This window comes from Paenibacillus sp. FSL H3-0469 (assembly GCF_038051945.1).
GTDB lineage: Bacteria > Bacillota > Bacilli > Paenibacillales > Paenibacillaceae > Paenibacillus_AQ.
In genome coordinates this window covers 4,882,419-4,906,798 of the sequence record NZ_CP150302.1, presented here as the reverse complement: position 1 = coordinate 4,906,798, position 24,380 = coordinate 4,882,419, and the positions used below count along the sequence as shown (strand labels likewise).

At 53.0% G+C, this 24,380-nt stretch carries 21 protein-coding genes and 1 pseudogene; 7 read left to right on the top strand and 15 right to left on the bottom strand.

Annotated features, from left to right (window positions below):
* Positions 1-130: 130 nt before the first annotated feature.
* The 10 genes and pseudogenes from NSS83_RS21665 to NSS83_RS21620 all read right to left on the bottom strand — a co-directional run bounded on the left by NSS83_RS21665 (position 131) and on the right by NSS83_RS21620 (position 9,914).
* Entirely contained in the window at positions 131-862 is a 732-nt protein-coding gene (locus NSS83_RS21665; protein WP_341182913.1) for an amino acid ABC transporter ATP-binding protein, read from the bottom strand.
* A 5-nt stretch (positions 863-867) separates the two neighbouring features.
* A complete protein-coding gene (locus tag NSS83_RS21660) occupies positions 868-1,515 on the bottom strand; it encodes an amino acid ABC transporter permease (RefSeq protein WP_341182914.1) in 648 nt (215 codons plus the stop codon).
* 97 nt (positions 1,516-1,612) lie between these two features.
* Positions 1,613-2,428, bottom strand: a complete 816-nt coding sequence (locus NSS83_RS21655) for a basic amino acid ABC transporter substrate-binding protein (protein ID WP_341182915.1) — start codon at positions 2,426-2,428, stop codon at positions 1,613-1,615.
* A gap of 217 nt (positions 2,429-2,645) precedes the next feature.
* Positions 2,646-3,521: an N-carbamoylputrescine amidase gene (gene aguB, locus NSS83_RS21650; RefSeq protein ID WP_036695594.1), complete on the bottom strand. Its 876-nt coding sequence runs from the start codon at positions 3,519-3,521 to the stop codon at positions 2,646-2,648.
* Between the two features lie 189 nt (positions 3,522-3,710).
* The gene (locus NSS83_RS21645; protein ID WP_341185159.1) at positions 3,711-4,745 is read right to left on the bottom strand and encodes an agmatine deiminase family protein; all 1,035 of its coding nucleotides are present in this window, start codon (positions 4,743-4,745) and stop codon (positions 3,711-3,713) included.
* A 240-nt stretch (positions 4,746-4,985) separates the two neighbouring features.
* Positions 4,986-5,537, bottom strand: a complete 552-nt coding sequence (gene yfcE / locus NSS83_RS21640) for a phosphodiesterase (RefSeq protein WP_341182916.1) — start codon at positions 5,535-5,537, stop codon at positions 4,986-4,988.
* A 566-nt stretch (positions 5,538-6,103) separates the two neighbouring features.
* Entirely contained in the window at positions 6,104-7,588 is a 1,485-nt protein-coding gene (locus NSS83_RS21635; protein WP_341182917.1) for a glutamate synthase subunit beta, read from the bottom strand.
* 293 nt (positions 7,589-7,881) lie between these two features.
* Positions 7,882-8,862, bottom strand: a complete 981-nt coding sequence (locus NSS83_RS21630; RefSeq protein WP_341346448.1) for a permease prefix domain 1-containing protein — start codon at positions 8,860-8,862, stop codon at positions 7,882-7,884.
* Between the two features lie 5 nt (positions 8,863-8,867).
* Positions 8,868-9,194: a PadR family transcriptional regulator gene (locus NSS83_RS21625; RefSeq protein WP_076161743.1), complete on the bottom strand. Its 327-nt coding sequence runs from the start codon at positions 9,192-9,194 to the stop codon at positions 8,868-8,870.
* Between the two features lie 264 nt (positions 9,195-9,458).
* Positions 9,459-9,914: pseudogene (locus NSS83_RS21620) on the bottom strand (NUDIX domain-containing protein).
* Positions 9,915-10,031: 117 nt separating this feature from the next.
* Between NSS83_RS21620 and NSS83_RS21615 the strand changes: the two are divergent.
* Together NSS83_RS21615 and NSS83_RS21610 are read left to right on the top strand one after the other, a co-directional pair.
* On the top strand, positions 10,032-10,553 hold the full coding sequence (locus NSS83_RS21615; RefSeq protein WP_341346447.1) for a TetR/AcrR family transcriptional regulator: 522 nt from the start codon (positions 10,032-10,034) through the stop codon (positions 10,551-10,553).
* A gap of 105 nt (positions 10,554-10,658) precedes the next feature.
* Positions 10,659-11,525 carry a hypothetical protein gene (locus NSS83_RS21610; RefSeq protein ID WP_341346446.1) on the top strand — a complete coding sequence of 289 codons (867 nt, stop codon included), beginning with the start codon at positions 10,659-10,661 and terminating at the stop codon, positions 11,523-11,525.
* Between the two features lie 70 nt (positions 11,526-11,595).
* Here the strand turns inward: NSS83_RS21610 and pulA are convergent, their stop codons facing one another.
* The 3 genes from pulA to NSS83_RS21595 all read right to left on the bottom strand — a co-directional run bounded on the left by pulA (position 11,596) and on the right by NSS83_RS21595 (position 18,172).
* Positions 11,596-13,551 carry a type I pullulanase gene (gene pulA / locus NSS83_RS21605; RefSeq protein WP_341182921.1) on the bottom strand — a complete coding sequence of 652 codons (1,956 nt, stop codon included), beginning with the start codon at positions 13,549-13,551 and terminating at the stop codon, positions 11,596-11,598.
* Between the two features lie 527 nt (positions 13,552-14,078).
* Entirely contained in the window at positions 14,079-14,705 is a 627-nt protein-coding gene (locus tag NSS83_RS21600) for a C39 family peptidase (RefSeq protein WP_341182922.1), read from the bottom strand.
* The gene (locus tag NSS83_RS21595) at positions 14,702-18,172 is read right to left on the bottom strand and encodes a PAS domain S-box protein (protein ID WP_341346445.1); all 3,471 of its coding nucleotides are present in this window, start codon (positions 18,170-18,172) and stop codon (positions 14,702-14,704) included. Before NSS83_RS21595 ends, NSS83_RS21600 begins: the two co-directional genes overlap by 4 nt.
* 306 nt (positions 18,173-18,478) lie before the next feature.
* Here NSS83_RS21595 and NSS83_RS21590 point away from each other — a divergent pair, with 306 nt between their 5' ends.
* The 3 genes from NSS83_RS21590 to NSS83_RS21580 all read left to right on the top strand — a co-directional run bounded on the left by NSS83_RS21590 (position 18,479) and on the right by NSS83_RS21580 (position 21,126).
* Entirely contained in the window at positions 18,479-19,303 is an 825-nt protein-coding gene (locus tag NSS83_RS21590) for a hypothetical protein (RefSeq protein WP_341346444.1), read from the top strand.
* 104 nt (positions 19,304-19,407) lie between these two features.
* On the top strand, positions 19,408-20,514 hold the full coding sequence (locus NSS83_RS21585) for a glycosyltransferase family 4 protein (RefSeq protein WP_341346443.1): 1,107 nt from the start codon (positions 19,408-19,410) through the stop codon (positions 20,512-20,514).
* A gap of 285 nt (positions 20,515-20,799) precedes the next feature.
* Complete coding sequence (locus NSS83_RS21580; RefSeq protein WP_076161725.1) at positions 20,800-21,126, top strand: P-II family nitrogen regulator; 327 nt, start codon at positions 20,800-20,802, stop codon at positions 21,124-21,126.
* A 100-nt stretch (positions 21,127-21,226) separates the two neighbouring features.
* Here the strand turns inward: NSS83_RS21580 and NSS83_RS21575 are convergent, their stop codons facing one another.
* Positions 21,227-22,468 carry a DUF445 domain-containing protein gene (locus tag NSS83_RS21575; protein ID WP_341182926.1) on the bottom strand — a complete coding sequence of 414 codons (1,242 nt, stop codon included), beginning with the start codon at positions 22,466-22,468 and terminating at the stop codon, positions 21,227-21,229.
* Between the two features lie 263 nt (positions 22,469-22,731).
* Between NSS83_RS21575 and NSS83_RS21570 the strand changes: the two genes are divergently transcribed.
* Complete coding sequence (locus NSS83_RS21570) at positions 22,732-23,607, top strand: Cof-type HAD-IIB family hydrolase (RefSeq protein ID WP_341182927.1); 876 nt, start codon at positions 22,732-22,734, stop codon at positions 23,605-23,607.
* An 11-nt stretch (positions 23,608-23,618) separates the two neighbouring features.
* On the opposite strand, the gene NSS83_RS21565 is transcribed toward NSS83_RS21570, so the two are convergent.
* Complete coding sequence (locus NSS83_RS21565) at positions 23,619-23,744, bottom strand: hypothetical protein (RefSeq protein WP_340757526.1); 126 nt, start codon at positions 23,742-23,744, stop codon at positions 23,619-23,621.
* A gap of 136 nt (positions 23,745-23,880) precedes the next feature.
* Here NSS83_RS21565 and NSS83_RS21560 point away from each other — a divergent pair, with 136 nt between their 5' ends.
* Positions 23,881-24,351 (top strand): Imm30 family immunity protein, encoded by a 471-nt coding sequence (locus tag NSS83_RS21560; RefSeq protein WP_341182929.1) that lies wholly within the window; start codon positions 23,881-23,883, stop codon positions 24,349-24,351.
* Positions 24,352-24,380: the final 29 nt, after the last annotated feature.

The following is a 24,380-nucleotide window of genomic DNA, read 5'->3' as shown; positions in this document are numbered from 1 at the left end:
ACTTTAAAAAAAGATATCCCCGAGCCTCCTCCCCGCCACCCTGGGCAGCTAATCATTCATGGTCTTATTGCCTATTTCTTACTCTTCTAATATAACCGATTAAATAACAATATTCTACTTTGGGCGGTTCTCACAGCACCTTGGACAGAAACTCCCGTGTACGCTCATGCGACGGGCTGCCGAACAGCTGCCCGGGCGCACCCTGTTCGACAATGGCCCCTTGCTCCATAAAAAGCACCCGGTCCCCCACTTCACGGGCGAAGCCCATCTCATGAGTCACCACAACCATGGTCATCCCCTCACTTGCCAGCTCCTTCATAACCGCCAGCACCTCGCCCACCATCTCGGGGTCCAGGGCCGAGGTCGGCTCGTCGAACAGCATGATCTTCGGCTCCATCGCCAGCGCCCGGGCAATCGCCACCCGCTGTGCCTGACCGCCGGAGAGCGAGGCAGGATACATCTCAGCCTTCTCGCTGAGACCTACCTTTTGCAGCAGCTCCAAAGCCTTCTGCCTCGCTTGATCCGCCGTCCATTTCCGCACCTTCATCGGGGCCAGCATGATGTTCTCGATCACTTTACGGTGCGGGAACAGATTGAACTGCTGAAAGACCATCCCCACCTCGGTACGGATATTGTTAATCCTTGTGCTCTTGGCCATCAAGGAAGTGCCTTCAATGATAATATCGCCTGCTTGCGGCTGCTCCAGCAGATTCAGGCAGCGCAGAAAGGTCGATTTGCCCGAGCCTGAAGGCCCGATGACTACCACAACCTCCCGGCTGTGAATGTCGACGCTGATATCCGTCAGTACCTGATGGGCACCGAATGATTTATGCAAATGCTTGACTGAAATAACCGGTTCCATAGGGGTTACACCTTCCGTTCGATATAATTAAGCAGCTTGCTTAGCGAATAAGTAAGAATGAAATAGATCAGTGCAGCGGTCAGATACGGCTCCCAGATCCGCAGGTATTGGCCTTTCATGGTATTGCTCCAGTACATAATTTCAGGGGCGGCAATCAGTGCCAGCAGCGAGGAGTCCTTCACCAGCACGATGAATTCATTCCCGAAGGCGGGAACCATCCGTTTGATGGCCTGGGGCAGAATAATGAAGCGCATCGCCTGCCGCCGGGTCATTCCGAGGGATAAGGCCGCTTCCCGCTGTCCGGGGTCGATGGACTGGATACCGGCGCGGAAGATCTCCGCGGAATAGGCGGCGGAATTGAGGGACAACGCCACGAATGCGCTCATCAGCGCATAGGTTTTGCCGTAGAACAACGGGATCAGCCCGAAGTGGACGATCAGAATCTGCACATAGAGCGGCGTACCCCGGAAGATGTTGATATAGGCATGAAACGGCCAGCGGAAATACCACTTGGGCGCCATTTTACCGAAGCCGATAATCAGACCCAGCAGAGAGCCGCACAGAATGGAGACCAGCGATACGCCGATGGTGAACAAGGTCCCTTTTAGCAAAACCGGTAAATAATGAATGATGATGTCGAATCTGAAATCCATAGAATTCTTCCCTTCTCTTCTGCTTGTGGCTTGCTCAAAAAAAGAAGCATGCGCAATAGCAATCATTACGCATGCTTAATTGTTGCCGGTTCTTAGGCTACTTCGCGTTCATAAGCGCCGCCGTGTCCGGCTCTTCGCCGAACCATTCCTTGTAGATCTCCGCATATTTGCCGTTCTCGATCACCTTCTTGATCGCCGGGTCCAGCTTAGCCTTCCATTCGCTGCCCTTCGGATACAGGATACCGTAGTACTCGGAGCCGAAATTCTCCTTGTCGATAATGCCTGTCAGCTTCTCCTTCGGATTGTTCTTGATGTATTCGTTCACGATGGCGATATCGGCAACCACCGCATCCGCGCCGCCGCCGTTCAGCTCCATCAGCGCTACCGCATTGCTGTCGAACCGCTTCAGGTTGCCGTTGTCGACACCCATAATGCCGCTCATCAGCTCATCTGCTGTCGTGGCTGCCTGAACGGCAACCTTCTTCCCCTTCAGGTCCAGGGCGGATTTGATATCGCTGCCTTCCTTCACCATGATCATGTTCGTAGATTCGAAATAAGGGATGGAGTAGTCATAGGTTTCCTTACGCTCATCTGTAATCGATACCGAGGATACACCCGCCTGATATTCAGTGCCCTGCTTCACACTGGTCAGCATAGTATCCCAGCCTGTGTTGGTGACCGTGTAATCGATGCCGGCTTCCTCCATTACCGCCTTGATGAAATCAATGTCAAAGCCCTTGATCGTATCGGTATCCATATACTCCATTGGTGCATAGCTGGCATCGGTAGCGATTTTGAGGCTTTGCCCGTCCGCACTGCCGCCTTTTGCATCATTATCAGAGCCACAACCCGCTATCGCCAAGACCAGGAGTGCTACCATACCTGACATCGCCCATGTTTTCCGGATTCCCATTCTCCAATCCCCCTACTTATTTGTCAAATAACTTAAGGAGATTTTATCAGATTAAAGTGATGATGACAATTAACTTTATCCTTTTGTGTAATATAATATGACACTATTATCGATATATTGTAACATATTATGCAAAAAAGCAGCCAAAACGTCCCGGAGAGAGCTCCGGCAGCATTCTGGCTGCTTACTGAATGGTCAATACATATTAGCAAATCGTTTAGAAGGTCAAATCGCCGTCATAGGAAGCAATCATCCGGTACAGCTCTGGACGGCGGTCACGGAAGATCCCCCATTCAATCCGGCCTACCTCAAGGGCATCCAGGTCGAATTCGCTGACCAGCACCGTCTGCTCATCCCGTCCGGCTTCGACAATCTTGTTGCCCTGCGGACCAGCGATGAACGACGAGCCGTAGAAATCAATGCTGGAATCCTCGTCAGTCTCCTTCCCGATCCGGTTGGAGGCTACGACAGGAATCAGGTTAGCGGCCGCATGACCCAGCATGCAGGTCTGCCAGTGATCCTTGGAATCAATCGACCCATCCTGCGGCTCCGAGCCGATAGCTGTAGGGTAGAACAGAATCTCCGCACCCATCAGGCTCATCACCCGGGCAGCTTCCGGGTACCATTGGTCCCAGCATACGCCGACTCCGATTTTGGCATAACGGGTATTCCACACCTTGAAGCCGGTATCGCCCGGGTTGAAGTAGAATTTCTCTTCATAGCCTGGACCGTCAGGAATATGGCTCTTGCGGTATTTGCCCATCACGGTTCCGTCCGCATCAATTACCGCCAGCGAGTTGTACCGCGCATAATTCTTCTTCTCATAAAAGCTGATCGGCAGCACCACCTCAAGCTCCTTGGCGATAGCCTTGAAGTGGTTCACCGCCTTGTTCTGCTCAAGCTCCGTAGCATAGGCATAGTAATCGGACTTCTCCTTCTGGCAGAAATACGGCGTCTCGAACAGTTCCTGCAGCAAAATAATCTGCGCGCCTTGGGCTGCTGCCTCTCTAACCAGTGTCTCCGCCTTGCGGATATTCTCATCAATGTCGCCGGAACAGCTCATTTGCGTCGCGGCTACTTTTACTTGTCTCATGGTTGTTCCTCCTTATATGAACTTATTACACTTAGAACTCAAAGCTTGGTCGTCGCTGCGGTGAACATTTGGACTTCCGGCCGGTGACAGCTGATGCTGGAGATAGCGAGCTTTCCTACGGAAAGCTTTCAGGCGGTCGCTAACGCTCCTACAGTTCCAAATTTCCCCTCCACTTCTTTTCGCTTTTCGTTAAGCTCCATTCACCGCAGGCATCTGCTGGGTGGTGCAGTGCACGTTGCCGCCTTCGCCGATGACGGCCATGCCGTTCACTGTACGGATGCGGCGGTCCGGGAACAGCCCGGCCAGCGTCTCTTCAGCCAGCTTGTCCGTCTCAGCCGCTGTACCGCCGAAGACCGGCAGGATAATTCCGCCGTTCACAAAATAAAAGTTCAGATAGCTCAGCGTCAGGCGGCTGCCCTCGAAGTCCACGCGGGGCGGCTGCTGAATGCGGATAATCTCCAGCTTCCGGCCTTTGGCATCAACTGTCTGCTCCAGGATGCGCAGATTCTCCTGCGTAATCGCATAGTTCTCATCCTGCGGGTCCTCGCAGACCTGGATAATCACCTTGCCCGGTGCCGCGAAGCAGGCGATGTTATCGACATGCCCGTCCGTCTCATCCCCGCTGAGGCCCTGCTTCAGCCAGATGATCGACTCGCTTCCGGTATACTGCTTGACGTACGCGGCAATCTCCTCGCGGCTGAGTTCCGGATTGCGGTTGCGGTTCAGCAGGCATTCCTCGGTGGTCAGTATCGTGCCTTCACCGTCTGTATGAATGGAGCCGCCCTCCATCACCAGCGGAGCATCGAACGCATTGACCTCCAGGTGCTTCAGAATCTGCGGAGCCACCTCATCATCGAGATCCCAAGGCGAATATTTGCCGCCCCAGGCATTGAACTTCCAGTTGACCCCGGCCAGCTTCCCATCGGGACCTGCCAGGAAGGTCGGTCCGTTGTCCCGCAGCCAGGCATCATTGTGCTTAATTGGGAGTAGCGTCACGTTAGCGCCAAGTGCTAATTCCTCAACAGTTTCCAGCTCATCCGGATTGACGATAACGGTCACCGGCTCGAATTCGGCAATCGCGCGGATAATCTCGGCATAGCCCCCGCTAACCGCTTCATGATTATCAGGGTGTACCATCGAGTCCTTCACCGGCCAGGAAATGAAGGTCCGTTCATGCTTGGCCCATTCGGCTGGCATTGTATAGTGTAAATCACGTGGATGCATCATTTAGTTACCTCTGCTGTTTAGTTTTTGAAGCCGGGGAATCTACCCGCAAGCTCCTCACCCATCATACATTAATATGCCGGTGGGCTCAATTGCTGCGCAGCAATAATCCCTCTGGAAATATCCAGAGGGACTGCCATAGAAGCATAATAATCTGTAGACTGTAATCAGAAAAACTGTGAGACTCTAATCAGATAGATTGCGAGACTACAATCAGAGGACCTCAGGGATGAATCGATTTTACAGAGTGATATGCTTGATGATGTTGCCCTCAAAATCCTTAATGCTGAACTCACCGTTCTCCAGAACGCCATAGGAGTTCGGGTTGTTCTCCTTGGGCAGCGCAATCGATCCGGGGTTGAGCACATTAATGCCGTCCTTCACCTCTGCCACCGGCAGATGCGTATGCCCCTGAATGAACACATCCTGCGGGGCGAGCGCAGGTAAGTGATCGATGCTGAAGCCATGCCCATGGGTGGCGTAGATTTTGCGGCCTTCATGCAGAATAAGCACATAGTCGCCCATCATCGGGAAGTGCAGCAGCATCTGATCCACCTCGGCATCACAGTTACCTCTTACCGCCGCCAACGATTTGCCCGATTCGCTATAAGCATTCAGCCTGTCGGCGACCCCCTGCGGATTATATCCCTCCGGCAGCGGATTCCTCGGTCCGTGATACAGGAAATCCCCCAGAATAACCAGCGTGTGCGGCTGCTCCTCGTCCGCCTTCGCCAGCGCCTGTTCCAGCCAGTACAGTGATCCGTGAATATCGGAAATGAACATCAGCTTCATTCTTACGCTTCCTCTCTATCCATATAGGTTGAACAACTGCTGTGACTCTCTATAAAATCCTGCCCTAAATGCAACATTCCGCGCACCATTCCGGCACAAATCAGCTATTGTTGCATAAAAGGCAGGATTCCTTCTCCTTCAAGCTGAATTGCGGGATGATTTCCTGCTATTTGTGCAACATTTCGCCTAAACTCCCATGTATCAATGCACCAAAACTGCAATATATGCAACAATTGGTCACATCACGGTTTGCACAATGTATTAACAGAAAATTAGTGAAAGAGGTTCGTCACACCTCTGCATCCATTGTAAACGCCTCAGCCGAGTGAACGCAAAGCAAGACGCCCTGGCGGGCGTCTCTATGCAGGATGTTTCTTAACAGGGCGTTTCTTAACAGGGCGTTTCATAACAGGATGTTTCATAACAGGGCGTCTCTTAGCGGTCCGTCTCCTAACAGGACGGTTCTTGCCAGGCCGCCCCCTTCACAGAGCATCTCTCGATGAGACATTTCTTGAAGCGTACCTCTTGCCTTGGCGTCTACCCGCAACTACCTTAGTCAGCAAGCCTCAAGGCAGATTGGACGAGCCCATCAGGAAGCGGTCTACCTCGCGGGCAGCCTGGCGGCCCTCGTTAATCGCCCAGACCACAAGGCTCTGGCCGCGCCGCATGTCGCCGGCTGTGAAAACGCCCTCCACATTCGTTGCCTGCGCGCCGAACTCTGCCTTCACGTTGGAGCGCTCATCGCGCTCCACGCCGAGCTGTTCCAGCACCGTCTCCTCCGGTCCGGTGAAGCCCAGCGCCAGCAGCACGAGCTGCGCCTGAACAACCTCTTCGCTGCCCGGTACTTCTACCGGGGCCATCCGCCCGTCTTCCGTACGCTTCCATTCAATACGCACTGTATGCAGCTCCTGCACATGTCCGCCTGCATCGCCCACGAAGCGCTTGGTATTGACCAAATAGCGGCGCGGATCTTCTTCATATAACGAAGCCGCCTCCTGCTGTCCGTAGTCCACCTTCAGCACCTTCGGCCATTCCGGCCACGGGTTACCCGGCTGGCGGGTCAACGGTGACTGCGGCATAATCTCCAGTTGGATCACACTGCGGCAGCCATGGCGGATGGAGGTCGCTACACAGTCCGTCCCCGTATCTCCGCCGCCGATGACGACCACATCCTTGCCCGCCGCCGACAGATACTCTCCATCCGCGAGTTCGGAATCCAGCAGGCTCTTGGTGTTCAGCGTCAGGAACTCCATCGCCTGATGAATGCCGCGCAGCTCGCGGCCTTCGAGCGGCAGATCGCGTGCTTTGGTCGATCCGCCGCAGAGGACAACGGCATCATGCTCCTCCTGCAGCTGAGCGGCAGTAATATCTCTGCCGATCTCAGTCCGGGTGACGAAGGTCACGCCTTCCGCAGCCAGCAGATCTACCCGGCGCTGCACCTTCTTCTTATCCAGCTTCATGTTCGGAATGCCGTAGGTCAGCAGTCCGCCAATCCGGTCAGCCCGCTCATAGACCGTTACACTGTGTCCCGCTTTGTTCAGTTGGGCAGCACAGGCCAGCCCGGCAGGGCCGGAGCCGACGACGGCAACCTTCTTGCCTGTCCGGGTAAGCGGCGGCTCAGGCACGATCCAGCCTTCCGCGAACCCTCTATCTACAATCGCTTTTTCGATCGATTTAATCGTTACCGAATCACCGTTCTTCCCTACTGTGCAAGAGCCTTCACAAGGCGCTGGGCAGACGCGTCCTGTAAATTCCGGGAAGTTATTCGTCTTATGCAGGCGCTTCAGCGCAACCTGCCAGTTGCCGCGGTATACCATGTCATTCCACTCTGGAATCAGATTATGCAGCGGACAGCCGCTGGCCATCCCCGACAACATACGCCCGACATGGCAGAACGGTGTTCCGCAATCCATACAGCGGGCACCCTGCTCACGCAGCTGTTCTTCCTCCATCGGAACCGAGAATTCATTCCAGTTCTTAATCCGCTCCAGCGGCTCGCATTCAGCAGGCGTGCGCCGCTGATATTCTATAAATCCGGTTGTTTTACCCATCCCTGTCATCCTCCGAGTCTCTCTGATTGGCCGCCGAAAGGTAATAGACGGCATTCATGCCCACACCCGGCTCCAAAAAGAAACACACTCTTCTGTCACCGTCCGTTATTCTGTCACTGTAAAGCAGCGAAGCAAGAGGCTATAACGGGGCTTCATATCACCCCGGTACAGGCTCTTGCACGGTTATAATAAGGGGAATAAATGCCTTCATATTACCACCTATCCGCAGAGAGGGAACATGAGCAATATCACCTTTTGTGTTAACGTTATGTGGCAAATCGTGTACAGCAGACTCAGGCAGCATCTTTTTTCTTGAACATATTGTAGACCGAGCTGAACACCCCAAACAGAATGCCAGTTAACGGGAAGACGATCCAGTTGATCTCCCACTGGTCGAACACAAAACCGCTCACCAGAAAAACACAAGTAACCAACGGCCAGATCACAGCGGCAACCGCACCGACAAACCGGTCCTCCTCCTTCTTCGCTTCACTGAAATCACCGGTCTTCAGCAGTTTTTGATAAGCCCCCCGGATATTCCCGTAATACACGAAGAGGAACACGGCGACAGCCACTATTATTGGCAGTACGGCCACCCCGTATGAGCTAAATTCATCTCCGAATGCAGAAGTTACAAAGATGGCAATCGGCGACAATACGCATAAACCGACACCCATAATAAGCGATAATGTATAGGTTGCAGCAAAAGCAGACTGTCTCTGCTCAATATACGCCTCCAACGGATACGGCAGACTGAAACCCGACTCCATGTATTTGTATTTCTCCATCTTCGTGCCACTGTAGATGAATAAGGCGATAGCAGGAACGAGGAGCAGTAACAGAGAGACCAGCCCGATCATGCTCATCGCATCTTCAGAGAATACATTTCCCATGACCCCGTTCTCCCCAAGACCCGAGAAAAGGATAAGCAGCGCAGCACCCAGCAAAATCAGCCCTACACCCCAGCCTACGAGCAGGCCTGCTCTTTTTTTGGCAGCGATAAATCCCTCTACAGCAAGCTCATCCAGCATGGGCAGCCCTGGTTCTTCCTCCTTACGAACCTCTCCAAGCCCCAGCTCGCTGACCAGCTCATCAATGTTGCCGAATTCAGAAATAACGATGCCTACCGCTTCGTTCTCCGACTTCCCGTCATGCTTCAGTTCATAGTATTTCTCCTCCATGTTGCCAAGCAGCTCCTGCTTCAGCATCGCCATCTGTTCTGTTCTGGGCAGAGATGCGAACATATTGTTCAAGTATCCAATGATGGTATCCAAGTTCCTCACAGCTCCTTTATGAATTTGTTGATAACTTCCTGCGTTACCTGCCATTCTTCGCATTTTGCCCGGTAGTAGGCCAGGCCCAGGGGAGTGATGCGGTAGTAGGTGCGTCTTTTGCCAAATGTCTCATCCAGATAGAAGGAATCGATATAACCGTTCTTCTCCAGCCGGGTGAATGCCGAATAGAGTGTGGTCTCCTTCATAATGTATTTCTCATCCGATAGCTTCCGTATATTCTTGGAAATCTCATAGCCGTAAGACTCCCCGTCCAGAAGCATGTAGAGGATCATCGTGTCGTTGTATCCCCTAATCACATCACTGCTGATCAATTGCCTGCCTCCTATTACTTCATCTGTCGTAGTAATTAAGTTCAGTTTAGCACAATTACTACGACAGATGAAGTAGTTTTTACGTGGAAATACTATTTATTTTTAAAAGCGGGCTTATGGGCGGTTTCCGTGCTAAAGCAGGCTCGGATAAACCCTTGACATAAAAGCGCCCCTTGGAGAGTTTCCTCCAAAGGACGCTTAAACTGAATCTTATTCCTGGACTTTACTGTCCCGTTTTTACATCAACTTGCTTGCTTCAGGGTGCTACACCTGATCTCTTAGAAACCTTGATATGATGGGCCGATCTGGAGGGCTTATGTGACTTGGCAGTTGATCTAGCTCAAAAAACTGAATATCCTGCACCTCATCTCCGTCTCCTCTAATGGTTCCCCGGTAACCCTTGCACAGATATGCTGCAACAACGTTATGTACTTCGTCTCCATTGGGATACCGGTAATACAATTCCGGCCCAGAAAATAAATCCAGTAGCTCTAAGCCTAACGCCTCTAATCCTACCTCCTCCAAAAGCTCCCGCTTCGCAACCTCTATCATCTCTTCCCCCGGCTCCATAGAACCTCCAGGCAATCACCACATGCCGTTATCTGTTCTCTGTTGCAATAATAATCGCCCCTGGGAATCCAACAAAATCACACAAGCTCCTGCCATAATGATGGGATGAGTTCCGACTAAGGTGCGAAGTTGTTTAATATAATTGGTCATGTGCCTCACGTCCTTATAAGTTCGACTGTATTTACCTTAGTATAGCATTGACAGATAAATCATACTTTTATATGATTTATTTATCGCACGATAAATAAAAGATTGGAACTGATCACAATGGCAGCAAAGGAAGATAAAAAGCAAAAAATTATGGAAAGTGCATTAACCCTTTTTGCAGAAAATGACTACTACAGGACAACCACTGCTATGGTAGCTAAAGCCGCGGGAGTTACACAGCCCTACATCTTTCATTTTTTTGACAACAAAGAAGACTTATATATAGCTGTGTTAAAACGTGCCTACGATCGGATTCATGACACTTTTATGAAAGTTCAAGCACCTGCTGATCAGTTGGTTGGCGCTATGGGTGCCAGTTTTTTCAACTTAATGCAGACACACCGTTCCGAAGTATTGATGGTCATGCAGGCTTACACCATATCGGAAGCAGGGATCAAACAACATTCTGCTAAGCTCTATAAGACTATTTTTGATGAAGTGACTGCCAAATTTCAGAAATCCGGGTTACCCAATGCCGAAGAATATGCAATCCGTTTTATGAGCATGGGGCTGCTGGTCACGTTATCCGAGGTGCTTGATTTACCAGAAATAAAACAATCCATACTAATGACTAAAGATTGAATCAGGGGCAAGCAGCAAACGGATAGATTCGTATCTGTTACTGCTTGCAATTATTTTGATAATTATTTATTAATCGATAAATAAATTTGAGAGAGTGATCTAATCGTGCCTACTATGTTCAACGAATTGATGACATCTGCCGTATCTATTTTCAAGCGTGAACAAGCGCTCGTTATGCTTGGACTGCTTGGGTTTGTTATTGCGGGATGTGCTGCTGTCTATATGTTCTTTCAAGGAGCAGTTGTTCTGCCGGAGGGTAATATTAAAAATGTATTCTCGTTTGCAGCAGCCTTAGGAATTTTCCTGTCATCCATTGCTGCCATCTTGCCCTTTGCAGGCTTTACCATTCGCATGAGAAAAGTGGTTCGCCGGCTTTTTATCGCCGCTGCTTCCTACAGCTATGTAATCGAAACCCTGCAAAATTTCCGGGGCTTCAATCCCCGTTTCTCTAAAGCCGGAGGACCGGTGGATATCCTTGCGGGAGCTTTATTTGGCGTCGTATCTCTTTCTTTTGTCATCTCGGGCATCCTGCTTGCTGTCCAATTTCTGAAAATGAAGGCTCCATTATCGCGCCCTGTACTTATCACCGGTATCCGTTATGCCTTGCTGTCGGTATTCATAGCTAATCTGGCAGGACTGATCATGATGAGTTTACAAGGCCGTTTTTTCGGAGCTGGGGGCAATTATATTGTACTACATGGAATTGGCCTCCATTCGCTCCAAACCCTGCTGTTACCCGCCTGGCTGCTGGAACATTCGAATCTACTGCCCGGCAAACAGCGTCTGCTCCTACACACAGGCTGCATAGCTTGGTTGATTGGCATAATGTTTTTAGCCATTCAGACCAGTCTTGGCCATTCTATGTTTGAAGTTAGCTTGTTCCCGATACTTACCGTCCTCTGTTTGCTGGTTTGGCTGCTTACTGTCATTTCAGCTCTGATATCTACCTATAATATCCGATTCAGATCATAATGGCTCAGCAAAAAGCAGACTGCCCCGACAGCCTGCTTGAGCGCGAACCTATCATCGTGATACCCATCAGTCAATTCACAGCAAGTACAATCATTCCTATTCCTGCAGCGGTTAAAATACCGCCCTCCAGCCCGCTGATCTGCTCCTCGCCGAATACAATGTCCCATGTGCCCAGTTCGGGCAGCTTCAGGGCTGCACCCTCCGGGTTGGCATTGTACAGAACGTACAGATGCTCCGCAGAATCTCCTCCGGCATGATCGCGGAGTGTGAAGGCCACCGCCTTCGCCGGTGCGTCCTCGAACACCAGATGGTCACGGATCTCCTCAGCGGTACGCAGACGGAAGGCGGGATGAGCCGCTCGCAGCGCAATCAGCTGCTTCATGTACGCTACTGATTCAGCATGCTCCGCGCAGCGTTCCCAGTCCAGCCAGTTCACTTCCACTGGTGATTTATAGCTGTTCTCCACACCGTCCTTGGTCCGCAGGAACTCCTGCCCGGCATGAATGAACGGTATCCCCTGACTCGTCAGCACGATAGCCGAGGCCAGATGGTGCATAGCGCGGCGCTGATTGTCTTCCGTTCCTGCCGTTGACAATACCAGCTTATCCCACAGTGTATGATTGTCATGACACTCTACGAAGTTCACACTCTGCTGCGGCTCCTGGGCGAATTGCCCGAGGCCGGGCCCGTAGTAGATCGCTCCGGCAATGCCTGCCTTCACATTGCGCTCGAAGCCAAACCCGCCGCTGATGAAGCCCTTTTGGTCATGGAGAAATATATTTCCTTTCACCGCATCGCGGAAGCCGTCATTAAAGTGTCCGATGCCCGGCATCTGATTGGCCTGACGCTGGTTCGCCCGCAGTTCTTCTGCCAGTTCCGTATCCATCACCCAGCCTTCGCCAATGGTCATAATCGAGGGGTCCAGCTCATCCAGACGGCGGCGGATCTCATTCATGGTCCCTACATCATGCAGTCCCATCAAATCGAAGCGGAAGCCGTCAATATGGTACTCCTTAGCCCAGTACAACACGGATTCCACGATGAAACGGGACATCATCTTGCGCTCAGAAGCAGTGTCGTTCCCGCAGCCGGAGCCGTTGGATAACCGGCCATCTGCGGTGTAGCGCAAATAATAACCGGGAACCAGCTTGGTGAAGTTCACCCGGAAGCCGTCATAGACATGATTGTAGACCACATCCATGATGACACGCAGGCCGCTGTCATGAAGTGCCTGAATCATCGTCTTCAGCTCCCGGATGCGCAGGCCCGGAACATACGGATCTGACGCATAAGAGCCTTCAGGAGCATTGTAATTCTTGGGATCATATCCCCAATTATAATGAGGCTCCGTAAGAAGGGTCTCATCCACGCTCTCTGTCGCATAATCATAGATAGGCAGCAGCTGCACATGGGTAACACCGAGACTGGCAATATGATCAAGACCGGTGGCAATGCCCTCAGGACCCCGGGTACCGGCTTCGGCAAGACCCAGGTATTGCCCTGTATGCGTAATCCCGCTGGCAGGATGAACCGATAAGTCGCGCAGGTGAAGCTCATAGATCACCGCATCCACCGGGTCCGCAAGCGGCGGCTTATCCTGCGTCCAGCGCGCGGGATCGGTCTTGCGCAGATCCAGTATAGCCCCTCTGTCCCCGTTCACACCGACCGCGCGGGCGTACGGGTCCACCGCTTCATTCCATAGATCACCAATGCGCACCTTATAGGTGTAGAACATTCCGTCCAGATCGCCCGGGACGCTGAGTCTCCAGGTTCCCCGGACGTCACGCACCATGGGAATCTGCCGCTGCGCAGCATCCTTCCAGGATGGATAGAGCACCAGCTCCGCTTCCTGGGCCGTCGGGGCCCACAGACAGAACGCTGAGCCGGACGCCGAATAGGTTAGGCCAAGATCCTCTCCGTCATAGCTGAACAGCTCATCGAAACTCCGGTCGAAGACGGAGATTCCGCTGGTAGCCGCCGGGTCCCCGTAATGAATTGGTTCCTTCATTTCCTTCTGTACTGACAAGGCATACCGCCTCCTTTACCCTTAACTAAATATACGGCACAATTTCAAGGATTTATTCAACTCTGTTCTTCTCTATATGAAATTTTATCCTAACCGCCATGTTTGTGCAAACGTTTGAATCACACTCTGCAAGTGGAAACGGTACCGTCCTTTGTAAGGACGGTACCGTTTCGGCGAGAAATAGAAGGATAATGATAGCGCGAAGCATATACATTCTTATCTTTCAAAAAGGCCGGGACACAGCAGATATCCTGCCCCGGCCCGGCCACTATCTATCCATCCAAAATCTAACGGACCGGAGAGAGCTTATCCCCGTGAAAACGCCACTTTTTGCAGCGTAACGGACTCAGGCGACCTTACAGTCTCTTTATGAGACGTTTCGGAGCTGAAGTGAAAAGGATAAGGCCTGTGGAGTCCGTTAATCGCCCAGTTGGCGACTTTCTTCCCAAAGAAGAGCACCTCAGTCCGTTACGCTAAGCCAAACGCCCCTGAAGAACAACGCCCGCTTGGAAAAAAGATGTAATCTGTTACGGCACATCTGGAATTCCCGGCAGGTTGAGCGACACCATCGTAAGTATTCTTTTATTCGCTGAATAGGAGATCTGCCGTTCTCTGCCCGGAGTATAACCGCCGCCCGGATGCTGCACCCCGTTGTCATGGACAACCAGCTTGCAGGAGCCGTCCTCCTCATCCTCATAGCCGATTCCCAGCACCCAATGATAGTCATACGCATATCTTCCGCGCCAGCGGAGGCTGAACCATTTGTCGAATTTGAGCGCGACCGGACGCCCGGCATCAATCTCGGCCCGGTAGCGCCCGATATCATTGAACACGGATACCTCAATCAGGCCGGAGCGGTTGTTTAAAAGCGGCAGGGCTGCGCCGATGTACGCCCGGAGGCCTCTGACAAAGCTGCGTGTGCTCATGCCCCAGGGCGTCCCGCCATGATGGGCGTAGATGTAGTTGATATGCGCGGCCATGGAATCAAAATGACGGATACCCGGAATAACCGTCCGGCCCTTATGCGAATGCCAATATTCCACGAGGGCGGCCATGGTTGCCGGCCCGCAGGCTGAGGAAGGCGAGGCTACGCCTGTCTCCCACTGTGTATACGCCTTTGCCTTCAGGCGCTCCCCGGAAGGCTTCCGGCTCATAGGGATACCCTATGGCTGCAATGCTCCAGCACCCGGTCAATATCGGCAGCCAGGAACGGCTTGCTGACAAAGTCATCCATGCCCGCCGCGTAGCAGCGCTCCCGGTCCTCTTTTCTGGCATAGGCTGTCACGGCTACAATATACGGCTGGTGCGGAGCAGGGGCCTGTTCGCGGATTCTGGCCGTTGCCGTAAGCCCGCTCATCCCTGGCATCTGAACATCCATGAAAACCAGATCATACCGCTCACGGAGCACTGCCTGCACCGCCGCTTCGCCATGATCGGCCAGATCGGCGGCATAGCCTCTTTTGTCCAGCATGGTCAACAGCAGCTTCTGATTCACCGGATGGTCCTCCGCCACCAATATACGCAGAGGCCCGAATTCAGCAGATTCTCCTTCTTCCGGGATGCTAATCCGTTCAGAGGCCGACACCGGATCAGAGACGGTCACCGTATCTTCCCAGCCGCCCTCCGGTTCCAGCTCCATATCTACTGGCAGGATGAAATAGAAATTAGATCCTTGCCCGACGGCACTCTCTACTGTGATGGCACCGCCCATCAGCTCCACCAGCTTTTTGCAGATCGCCAGGCCCAGTCCGGTTCCCCCATACTTGCGGTTAATAGACGGGTGCAGCTGCGAGAAGGACTGGAACAGCAGCGGCTGCTTCTCAGGAGGGATGCCAATGCCTGTATCGGCCACGCTGAATTTGAGCGTCAGCTTCCTGCGGCCCCTGCTATATTCTCTGCTCAGCAGAATGGAGACCTGTCCCGTCTCGGTGAATTTCACGGCATTGCTGACGAGATTCACCAGCACCTGGCGCAGCCGGGCCGCATCTCCCATAATCAGCTCCGGCACATCCGCAGCCATGCGGCAGGACAGCTCTATATTCTTTTCACGGGCCTTCGGCATGAACAGCTCCGTAATATTGTCGAGCAATTCCGCCAGACTTACCGGTTCGTGGGTAAGCGTCATTTTACCGGCTTCGATTTTGCTGAAATCCAGAATTTCATTAAGAATATATAACAAGGATGCACTGCTATCGCTGATAATCTGCGCATATCCCCGCTGTTCTTCCGTCAATTCCGTCTCAGCCAGCAGATCGGTCATACCCATAATTCCGTTCATCGGTGTACGCAGCTCATGGCTCATGATGGCAAGGAATTCCGATTTGGCCTGGTCGGCTTTCTCCGCCAGCTCCTTGGCCCGGATAATCTCCTTCTCCCCGGTAGTATCACGGAAGACAACGACCGCACCCTTGCGCTCACCCTTGTCGAACAGAGGGGTAACCTGGTACTCGGCCAGGAAGCTGGAGCCATCCTTGCGCCAAAGCACCGCATCCAGACTCTGATGGGCTTCTCCTGCCCGGACTGCCCGCATCAGCGGAGACTCCTCCGGCCGGTAATGGTTGCCGTCAAGCGCGGTCTGCTGGATAGGGTCCAGGTAAGGTTGCCCGGTAATCTCATCACATTCGAAGCCCAGCATATGCGCCCCCGCAGGATTAATAAAGGTGACCTTCCCCTCGTTGTCCAGACCGAATATCCCTTCGGACACGGCATTGAGGATCAGAGTGTAATCATTGCTCAGCTTCTCGATCTGCTCCGTGTACCTGATATGATCTGTGATATCGCGGGAAATTCCATACACCCCTACCACCTGATGATCTACAACAATTGGAATATTAATCGTATTGATCTCCACCGGGTGCCCGTCTTTGTGAATCAGCGTCAGATCATAGCTCTGCGGCTCCCCCTGGCTGGCAAGGGTGAAATGATGCAGCGTCTTCTGAATATCTTTGTCAGCGACCAGCGGTCCAAAATAATTCCCCAGCAGCTCCTCCAGCGAGTAGCCGCTCAGCTGCTCCAGATGGGCATTCGCCGTCAGATAATCCCCCTGCAGATTCATGGAATATACCGCCGCAGGATTATACTCAAACAGGGATTTGTAGCGTTGCTCACTCTCCTGCAGCTTCGATTCGAATTGCTTGCGTTCAGTAATGTCACGTCCTACCGCAATAATCTCTGTCTTCCGGCCCTGCGCATCAAAAATATAACGGCTGTTCGTCTCAAACCAGACATAGGTACCGTTCTTGTGGCGATAGCGGTAGGACGCCGGGGGAATCAATCCAGAATCTTCGCTCTCCGCCATCTGATTCAGAATCATTTCCAGATCATCGGGATGCAAATAATCGTAGGCACTGGTGCCGATCATCTCTTCAGGCTCATAGCCGAGCAGCGACCGGCTGGCCGGCGAGCAGTACAGGAAGATGCTGTCCTCTATCGCATGGCGGGAGATCAGGTCAAGGGAATTCTCTGACATCAGCCGGAAGTTCCGTTCACTCTCCCGCAGCTGCTCCTCCATATGCATACGCTCGGTAATATCCTGCATCATGCCGAACAGCTGGGCCGGCCGGCCTTCCGGTCCCGGGATAACGTCCCACTGGACATGCACCATCAGGACCTCCCCATCCGGCAGAATCATCCGGAAAGCCGTATTCCCCGGCTCACCCAGTCCCCTAGCCCGTTCGACGGCCTCCTTCAGAATCGGAACATCTTCCGGATGGACCAGTGCCAGAAAGGCATTCTGATTCACATGGCCTGTCTCCACACTGTATTGCAGAATACGCCGCAGCTCATCGGAGAACGTGACTCTACCCTTTAGCAGGTCCCAGCCCCATGAGCCTATTCTGGCTACCCGCTGAGCGGACGCAAGGGCCTCCTCGCTGTGCTTGCGCCGGGTGACGTTACGGCCAATTCCCATAATCCGTGTGATTTCATCCTTCTCATTGCGAATCACATGGAAGGAGGTCTCGAACCACAGATAGTGACCCTCCTTATGGCGCAGGCGGCGGATGGAGATATCGTTCTTCAACAGACCGCCGGAGCTGTTAATAGCCTCAACATCGTCCAGGTGATAGAATTCTGCGCGGTTCCTGCCGATAATCTCCTCCGGATGATACCCGATCTGGGAGTAGGAGGACGGCGATATGAACGTTATCGTCCCGTCCGGCAGGGAGAAAGAGATCATGCTCTGATCGTCTTTTATGAATAAATTGTACAGATCACGGCTGTCTACGGTTAGCTGATCTGCAATTTTGCGGTCTGTTACATCCTGTGCATATACAATAACAGTCTGGCCGGACGGCTCCTCATGCGCCGGAATGAAGGTCAGGGAGAGCCAGAACGGATGCCCGTCACGGCCGGAGAACCGCTGCTCCACCTGGAGAGGCTGTCCTTGCTGCTGTGCAAGCTCTGTCACGATTCGCTGAATGGAGAACTGCTCGTGCAATTCCTGGCCGGCCCCCAATAGAGTCCCTGCGAGAAACTCAGCCTCAGTGCAGCCCAGCATATTGCAAAAAGCAGGGTTAATCTTCATCCATCTGCCTCCTGCCGGAGACAATACTGCCATCCCCACCGGAGATAAGTCGAAGGCTTGATCGGGAATGCTGTTATTACTAGCCAAGTTATCCATTACATAAGACCTCCTTCATCCCGGGCTGGCGTTCGCTTCCGCAGAACCTCTGCTGTTCTTCATCTGCCATTTCTACCTTCACAGTATACGCTATGACTGTCACAGAATGAAATGGAAGCCCAGCCCTTGAGTTCTAAAAGTTAAAATTGAAATCATTGACAAAATATACGGTTATCCCTATATTTAAAAGCAAAACTATCTTCGTGACTCATTACGCCGGAAGCACCCGTAATAGAGGCCTGTTGGCCTTTACTGCGGGTGCTTTCTTTGTGTTCCGGGACATGAAGACAAGCGGAGGAATGTATAATGAACAATCTGTATAAGCCAAGTTGTCTGCTGCTGTCTCTCTTGATTGCCATTGCCCTAAGCTTCCCGGCAGATCTGGCTTTGGCAGCAACGACAGTGATTACCTCATCGGTTCAGGCTTCCTTTGACCTGACTGCCGCTAAGGCGGACAGCACTGCACGCGCCCGGATGAAGAGCCAGTTCACAGAGTTAACCGTCCTGTCTGCCGGGTATGACAGCCGGGAGGTGCAGATCAGGACACTTCATGATCAGAATACAGAGGCGCTGAATACAGTCCGGGAATCAATCAAGAATATGGACCAAGCTACCATCACCAAGCTGAGCGCCTCCGTCAGCACTGCCAAGCAGCGATATCAGCCGCTGTTCGATCAATACAGTGCGCTGAACAAGCGGATCTCCCTGCTCAAGGGGTTGAAGGACAAGACGCTGAATTCCGTCCTGAAGGCCCAGTCAGAAGCCATGAAGCTGCTGGTCCAGATAGCCCGCCAGGAGATCCGCGACAAGGAAGCGCTGCTCAAGGCCGCCAAGGATACCCGTACCCGCCGGATGGCTGCTGCCCGCAAGACTCTGTCCGGCATTGACAGGCCACAAGGCTTAATCAAATCGCAGAAAAGCGCAGTCTCTGCCCTGAACAAGCGGCTAACAGCAGACTGGAGCGACTTCAAAGCGGCTATCCGCAAGCAGAATCCGGCTCTGGCCGGACAATCCTTATCTTCTATGGTCGCCGGGTACAAGCAGATCGCGGCGGGAAAGCTGAAGATCCTGGAGTATGAGCAGACGATTGCCGGAGTCATTGCCGTTACTCTTAAACAGACGGGCGGCTAGGCCGCAGACGGTCTTTCCCTGCTTGCTTCTGTGTCTTCTGCACACCTGAACGCATATGTTAGGTTAAGAACCCTATCTACTATGCAGCGGGAGGAGCAGCTACAATGCACATCTGCATGATTGCACCGGAGCAGTTCACGGTTCCCGGGGACGGCTCTGTAGAGATTTGCATCTGGAATATCGCGCGGAGGCTGGCCAAGAGACATAAGGTAACCGTCCTAAGCCGCAGAGCCGCCGGTCTTCCTGACACGGATGAGCTCGAGCAGGTCCAGTTCATCCGGCTGCCCTCAGGCACCCCTTCCAGGTACCGCAGCTCCGTTCTCATGTTCCTGGAAACCGTCGAACCGTTCGACCTTATTCAGATCGATAACCGGCCGCGGCTGGCGGCGGCTGTGAAGCGGCAGTACCCCGGCACTCCGCTGATGATATTCCTTCACTCTCTCACATTTGTGCCGCAGGAGCGCGGCATTGCCCGCAGCCTCGCCCTGGCCGATGCCGTAACGGCCAACAGCAGTTCCCTGGAGCAGCGGCTTATCCGAAGATTCCCCGGTATCCGCAGCAAGCTTCGCGTGGTTCCTCTGGGGGCAGACCTGTCACGCTTCACCCCTGCGTCTGCGCAGGAGAAGGCGCGTCTGCGCATGCTGCATGGTCTTGGCCCCGGCTTCACGGTCCTGTTCGTTGGCCGGGTCATTCCGCGCAAGGGAGTGCCTGTGCTGCTCCGGGCCATGCACCGCCTGAACCGGCATATGCCCGCCCGGCTGCTGATCGCTGGCAAAGGGAAGCCGCCGTATCTCCGGCAGCTGAGAGCCCTTGCCCAGCGGCTGGGGGTACAAGTGTCTTTTCTCGGAAATATTCCCCATGAGGATATCCACAGTATGTATCAGGCTGCCGACTGCTTCATCTGCCCCTCCCAGCAGCATGAAGCCTTCGGGCTGGTGAATGTAGAGGCGATGGCCTCGGGGCTGCCGGTGATTGCCTCCAGCAACGGCGGAATCCGGGAGATTATTGTTTCGGGCCGTAACGGCTATCTGGTGAAGCAGTACAGGAACCCTGCTGCTTTTGCCAGCCGCATGCTGCAGATCGGCCGCAATCCGGACCTTGCCGCAAGGATCGGACTGCAGGGAAGAAGCGATGCGCTGCAGATGTATGAGTGGCAGCACACCGCAGAGCTGCTGGAGAATATTTATCTGAAGCTGGCGGGATCACGTTAACCAGAGGAGGCTTTCTTCTTCAGGGCTCCTTTGGTTAACGAAGAGGCATAACACTTTACCTTGCAATGCTCTTCTGGAGGGCGGACGTTGCCAGCATGTAAGCTCAGTCAGGATGCGACAATGTGTCATACGGATTTTGTGATCCTTCTCGCAGGATGCAGCTGAGAGTTAATAATATACCACACATGTAAGCGTTGCCATTAAACAATTGCACTTTACATTAAGCCACCGAGATATTGGCAACCCCCTACAACCTATTATTCGCTGTAGAAAGGGTGCATCGTTATGTTAATGATCAAAGCTATAGTAAGACCTGAGAAAGCGGATGACGTGATGGCTGAATTGCTGCTGGCCGGCTTCCCCTCCATCAGCAAAATGGATCTGCTCGGGCGCGGCAAGCAAAAGGGCATTCAGGTTGGAACCAACCATTATAATCAAATCTCCAAGAAGCTGCTGATGATCGTCATCCAGGACGAAGACAAGGATGACGTGATCAGCATTATTATGCGTACAGCTAGAACCGGTGAGCATGGCTCCTTCGGCGACGGCAAAATCTTTGTCCTGCCGGTACAGGAGGTCTTCACCATCAGCAACGGCAAGAACCAGCTATAAACCGCCTATGAAAGAGGCAGCAAGGCATCCCCCCGCTCTCCGTCATCACGGACGTCCGGGGACTGCCTTGCTGCCTTTATGAATTCCTGATATAACAATCTCAGATCAGCTGGATGACGGTAAGCACCAGCCCGACTACAAAGCCGCAGACGGCCCCATTGACACGAATCCACTGCAGATCCTTGCCGACCTTCTCCTCCAGCATATTCACCAGCGCGGCATCGTCCATCTGATCGAGGTTCTCCTTGACCAGTTGCCCGATCCGGTAATGATTAGCTTCCACGAAGGAGATCAGCGTACCGCGAATCCGGTCCTCCGATGTCTGAATCCATTCCTTCTCCTGGCTTACCCGCCGGACCAGCGCGGCATACAGCGAGAACAGCCTGCGCCCGCCCCGGCTCCGGTCCTCTTCCAGCAGGGTAACCGCCTTGCCGCGCAGCCCTTGCAGCTGCTGCAGCACAAATGTGGCGGCCGCTTCTCCTTGAAGCTCATTCAGCGCCCAATTCTTCAGTGAGGCAATCCGTTCTTCATCGCTCAGCAGCTGGAACAGAGCCACCCGGATCTCCCGGATGACCTCCTCCCGGTAGGGGCTATCCTCTTCCTTAAAGTCACGGATCGTAGACTGCACCATACCTTGGAGCATTTCCCCCAGCATATCGGCATCCACGAAACCGACGAAGGCCTGGAAAGCCATCCCCTTCAGTCCGCCAAGCTTAACCTCGGCCAGCTTCTCACTGGCGATCTTACCCAGCATGGCCCGCGTCTCAGGGCGTCCGCTCCAGGCAGAGATCCCCTCCAGCGCAAAATCAAGGGCTGCAATGTCCTTACCCTCATTCATCAGGCTGGTGGCAATAGTGTCTGCTGCGGCTCCGAGCTTAGCTTCACGCAGATAGCTTGCCGCTGCCGATTGAATATACGGAACGGCCTGCTCTACCGGAAGCCGCAGCACGAAGCCTTTGAGCTGCTCCAGTACTTCCTGCCGGGCTTTCTTTCTGGAGAAGAACCGGGTCAGCACGGTAGCTCCGAGCGAGACTATATTGAATGTGCGCAGCTTATTCTCAATGCTCTCCTTGTTCAGCAGCTCATTCTCCATCGCAGAGATCAGGGACTGGATCAGCTTATCCCGATTCTTCAGCAGCAGCGAGGTATGCGGAATTCTCAGGCCCAGCGGATGGCGGAACAGCGCCGTCACGGCAAACCAGTCGGCGATGCCTCCGACCAGACCTGCCTCGAAGCCGCCTCTCAGCAGAATAACTGCCAAATTCTCCGGCAGAAACAACGTGAATAGAAAGCCGCAGGCCATAATAGCCAGAGAGATCGTAGCTAAATTTCTGGATTTCATCAGTATCTTTTCCCCCTTACATAGCGACCCTATGCCGCTTGCATCCCGGCCATCGTCCCTTGCACATGCAGAAGACGAACCAGGCTGTCAGGTTACAGGTCTGCCTTACATTGTACCACGTGAGTACTCTTTTCTGAAAATCCTCTTGATGAAGACTTTCATTTCAAATCTTCCGGTCAATCATGATAAAATACAGGCAAAGCCTACGCGCCCGCCCTTGAAGGGGAAATTAAAATATATAGTTAGAACAGGAGAACAATCACATGCTTATTGCACTCGATATGGACGGAACACTGCTCAATGCGGAGGGTGAAATCAGCAACGAGAACAAAGAGGCTATTCTTCAAGCACAGCGCCTGGGGCATATCGTGATTATTGCTACAGGCCGGTCCTATATGGACGCTGAGCGGCAGCTGCGGCTGGCTGATCTGGAGTGTCCTGTGGTGAGCCTTAACGGCGCTGTAATCACGCTGGCTGACCGTAGCGTAGCAGCAAGCACTCCGCTGAATAAAGAGGATATTATCCCCGCACTGCGCTGGATGAATGAAATCCCTGAATTGTATTACGAGGTATACACTGAGGATAACGTATATGTAGAGCTCGACAAGCGGGTACAGCTGGAAAAGCTGGCTACTCATAAGGATACTGAGGTTCCCGAGGAATTGGCCTGGCTGCTCCAGGCGATGGTCGACCAGCAGTTCCAGCAGGCAGCGGTGACCTACGTGGAGAAGATGGAGGACGTCTGGAGCAAGGAAGAGAATCTGATCTATAAGACCCTGGTCTTCTCGCTGAACCGTGAGCTGCTGAAGGAAGCCTCTGTGCGGTTCGCCGCCATTCCCGGACTCATTATTACCGCATCGCATGTCAACAATATCGAGATCAATCATAAGGAAGCGAATAAAGGCGCCGGTGTACGCATGCTAGCGGCTCATTACGGGATTCCAGCGGAGCAAGTAGCGGTGATGGGCGACAGCTACAATGATCTGCCTATGTTCGAGATGGCGGGGTACAAGATTGCCATGGAGAATGCCGCCCCCGTGCTGAAGCAGACCGCCGACTTCATTACTACAAGTAATACGGAGAATGGTGTAGCGGCGGGACTTCGGCATCTTCTGGACAGCAAAACAGCCTTCAAATGAAGGCTGTCTCGCTAGCGGCGGTCGGTTCCCGAGCGCCGGAAGAAGCATAATGAGATGGCTCCCAGGTTGAGGGCCAAATATAGAATGAGCATCAACCGTTCGGCATTGGTTAATTCCATAAGCACCGGAATAAACATGATATCCCTCCATACCTCACTTTTATTCATCTATCTGTTACAATCAGCTAGTCCTTTGTCCAATATATTAGTATTATCTGCCAAAAAGTGGACTTTATGATAAATGGCGTTATTTTCTGCTGGGAGGAATTACTCTATGAACCACCTATACCCCGGGATTGCCCGGCTATATGAGAACCGGCTGCTGCGCACCGAGCTGGAATGCGAGCAGTTCGATCAGGCACTGGAGGGTCTGGCCGGTGATACGGAGGATGCCGTGATTCACCAGATCTTCAAAGTATTCGACGATGATACGGAGCAGGAAGAGGTCATGTTCAGCCTTGTTCATTTTGTAGAGAGTGTCCAGATGGAGATGTATCTGACCCAGCTGCTGGAATCGCTGCCGGAAATGCTGGAGCATGCCCGTAACTGGGCGATTGTGCTGAACCAAAGAATTCTCCAGGACGACACTTTCCGCAGGGATTACGCGGAGATCGCTGTGCGCATGCCCCCAAGAATCCGGCAGTGCCTGGCCTTCCTGCTGGAGGAGATCAAGGAGGATCAGCCGCGGCTGTATGAGCGCAAGGTGAATTCCTTTCTGGCCAAGCTGAATACATCCGGGAGATAGCTTCGTGCAGAAAAGAGTGCAGAATGGTA

Excerpts from the sequence above, each read along its gene's own strand:
- NSS83_RS21665 (WP_341182913.1), bottom strand. The coding sequence starts at position 862 with ATGGAACCGGTTATTTCAGTCAAGCATTTGCATAAATCATTCGGTGCC.
- aguB (WP_036695594.1), bottom strand. The coding sequence starts at position 3,521 with ATGAGACAAGTAAAAGTAGCCGCGACGCAAATGAGCTGTTCCGGCGAC.
- NSS83_RS21585 (WP_341346443.1), top strand. The coding sequence starts at position 19,408 with ATGCACATCTGCATGATTGCACCGGAGCAGTTCACGGTTCCCGGGGAC.
- NSS83_RS21570 (WP_341182927.1), top strand. The coding sequence starts at position 22,732 with ATGCTTATTGCACTCGATATGGACGGAACACTGCTCAATGCGGAGGGT.
- NSS83_RS21600 (WP_341182922.1), bottom strand. The coding sequence starts at position 14,705 with ATGAGCCGGAAGCCTTCCGGGGAGCGCCTGAAGGCAAAGGCGTATACA.
- NSS83_RS21590 (WP_341346444.1), top strand. The coding sequence starts at position 18,479 with ATGAACAATCTGTATAAGCCAAGTTGTCTGCTGCTGTCTCTCTTGATT.
- NSS83_RS21575 (WP_341182926.1), bottom strand. The coding sequence starts at position 22,468 with ATGAAATCCAGAAATTTAGCTACGATCTCTCTGGCTATTATGGCCTGC.
- NSS83_RS21580 (WP_076161725.1), top strand. The coding sequence starts at position 20,800 with ATGTTAATGATCAAAGCTATAGTAAGACCTGAGAAAGCGGATGACGTG.
- NSS83_RS21655 (WP_341182915.1), bottom strand. The coding sequence starts at position 2,428 with ATGGGAATCCGGAAAACATGGGCGATGTCAGGTATGGTAGCACTCCTG.
- NSS83_RS21615 (WP_341346447.1), top strand. The coding sequence starts at position 10,032 with ATGGCAGCAAAGGAAGATAAAAAGCAAAAAATTATGGAAAGTGCATTA.
- NSS83_RS21645 (WP_341185159.1), bottom strand. The coding sequence starts at position 4,745 with ATGCATCCACGTGATTTACACTATACAATGCCAGCCGAATGGGCCAAG.
- NSS83_RS21595 (WP_341346445.1), bottom strand. The coding sequence starts at position 18,172 with ATGGATAACTTGGCTAGTAATAACAGCATTCCCGATCAAGCCTTCGAC.
- NSS83_RS21565 (WP_340757526.1), bottom strand. The coding sequence starts at position 23,744 with ATGTTTATTCCGGTGCTTATGGAATTAACCAATGCCGAACGGTTGATG.
- yfcE (WP_341182916.1), bottom strand. The coding sequence starts at position 5,537 with ATGAAGCTGATGTTCATTTCCGATATTCACGGATCACTGTACTGGCTG.
- NSS83_RS21635 (WP_341182917.1), bottom strand. The coding sequence starts at position 7,588 with ATGGGTAAAACAACCGGATTTATAGAATATCAGCGGCGCACGCCTGCT.
- NSS83_RS21560 (WP_341182929.1), top strand. The coding sequence starts at position 23,881 with ATGAACCACCTATACCCCGGGATTGCCCGGCTATATGAGAACCGGCTG.
- NSS83_RS21660 (WP_341182914.1), bottom strand. The coding sequence starts at position 1,515 with ATGGATTTCAGATTCGACATCATCATTCATTATTTACCGGTTTTGCTA.